1 protein-coding gene is annotated in these 231 nt (G+C 71.0%); it reads right to left on the bottom strand.

Going from position 1 to position 231, the window contains the following annotated elements; translation table 11 throughout:
• A partial coding sequence (locus HNV26_RS39705; RefSeq protein WP_495525099.1) for a hypothetical protein occupies positions 1 to 231 on the bottom strand: 231 nt, incomplete at both ends.

The following is a 231-nucleotide window of genomic DNA, read 5'->3' as shown; positions in this document are numbered from 1 at the left end:
GGCGCTCCTCTTCGAGCCGCGCCTCTTCCGCCAGCCGAGCCGCTTCCGCGAGGCGAGCTTCTTCGGCAAGCCGCGCCTCTTCTTCGAGCCGAGCCTCTTCCGCCAGCCGAGCCTCTTCCGCCAGCCGGCGCTCCTCTTCGAGCCGCGCCTCTTCCGCCAGCCGAGCCGCTTCCGCGAGGCGAGCTTCTTCGGCAAGCCGCGCCTCTTCTTCGAGCCGAGCCTCTTCCGCCA

This window comes from Myxococcus xanthus (genome assembly GCF_013116825.1).
GTDB classification, from domain to species: domain Bacteria; phylum Myxococcota; class Myxococcia; order Myxococcales; family Myxococcaceae; genus Myxococcus; species Myxococcus xanthus_B.
The sequence above is the reverse complement of the archived record's forward strand: the minus strand, read 5'-3'. Positions and strand labels throughout refer to the sequence as shown.